Source organism: Bartonella sp. AP21QHHD (assembly GCF_042196205.1).
Classification (GTDB): Bacteria; Pseudomonadota; Alphaproteobacteria; order Rhizobiales; family Rhizobiaceae; genus Bartonella.
Genome location: NZ_JBHIPT010000028.1, coordinates 1 through 1,451, shown reverse-complemented (window position 1 = coordinate 1,451; position 1,451 = coordinate 1). Strand labels below are relative to the sequence as shown.

Here is a 1,451-nt window from a genome sequence, read left to right as displayed (position 1 = left end):
CTTCGATAGTCAAATTTTTCTGATGTTCCAAATATTCACTGTTTTCTTTGAGTATACCTTCCATAAGATCTTGTTTTTCAAGCATCCGAAACGTATCAGCCAAACCAATATGCTTGAATGGGATATAATTCCCTTTCATCAGACTATGATAGGTCGATTCAATGTTAATCGCTGCTATGTAATAAGCCAGTAAAACAATCTCATTGGCATGAATATCATGACGGAATTTATATTCCATATCCTCTGGTTTGATGAGATTGGATTGTAATAGCCGTGTGATAAAGGTCCCTGTTCCAGTGAAAGGGTCAAGAATAGAAAAACCCCGTGACCCCAAGCTTTTTCCAAACTCATTACGCAACACATCATCAACAGAATGAATGATAAAATCAACAACCTCAACGGGTGTATAAACAATCCCAAGCTTATCCGTGGTTTTCTTAAATGCCTTGGCAAAAAAACTTTCATAAAGTTTGATAATAAGATTCTGTTTTGCATGAGTTTCTGTAATACCTGCTGTACAGAATGTGACACTTTTGTAAAATTGATCAAGATCTTTGGTTTTTTCTTCAATGTTCGTTTTATCCAGTTCTCTTAAGATCTTGTCCATGGCTTGCGAAATGGCATTGTTCTGTACAAATTCATTACCGTAAAATAAAGCTTCAAACACGGGACGCGTGACAAGATGTTGCGCTAACATCTCAATCGCTTCCTCTTGTTTAATATCGCTGTTTACGTTGTTTTGTAATTCCTTATGGAAGGCATCAAAGGCGTGAAAGGCTTCACTGTTTTCATCAGCAAGCAGGTTTTGAAGATGCGNATAATCCGTGATTTTAAAACTATCCAGAAAAATGGCTTTGACAAAATCAAAAAATTCAGAACGGCGGAATAGGTCTCCTTGTCCTCCAGATACCGATTGAGATTTGCTTTCTGCTGTTCCAATGACACGTCCAGAACTTTCTGTTTTGGATGGTATCGAGATCTCATCAACCGTTGTGGTAAGCTCTTTTAATTCATTGGCTCGTTTAATCTCTATAATTTCAATCGTATGGCTGCTATCTTGTCCTAAAGACATCTGATTAATTGTCCGAGCAAGCCTTTCGTCATGAGAATGTAAAGCATGCAAAACTTGCCAAACAACACGGTATCTCTTATTGTTTTTTAAAGCCTTTTTGGCTTCTAAGTGTGAAGGAATGATAATGGGTAAAATGATATAGCCCGTTTTTTTATTTGGAGCACGACGCATCACACGCCCTACTGCCTGTATCACATCCACTTGGCTATTGCGCGGGTGTAAAAACATGATGGCATCAAGAGCAGGGACATCAATCCCTTCTGAAAGACACCGAACATTGCTTAAGATCCGACAAACGTTTTGCCCCGCATCTTCTTTAAGCCAATCCAATTCCTCATTGCGTTTTTTGACGCTTTGCGTTCCGTCAATATGTCTTACT

1 protein-coding gene is annotated in these 1,451 nt (G+C 38.6%); it reads right to left on the bottom strand.

Annotation, left to right across the window (positions count from 1 at the left end; genetic code table 11):
* Positions 1-1,451 (bottom strand): helicase-related protein (locus tag ACFIMC_RS02955; protein WP_375685641.1); only part of this gene is annotated, 1,451 nt, incomplete at both ends.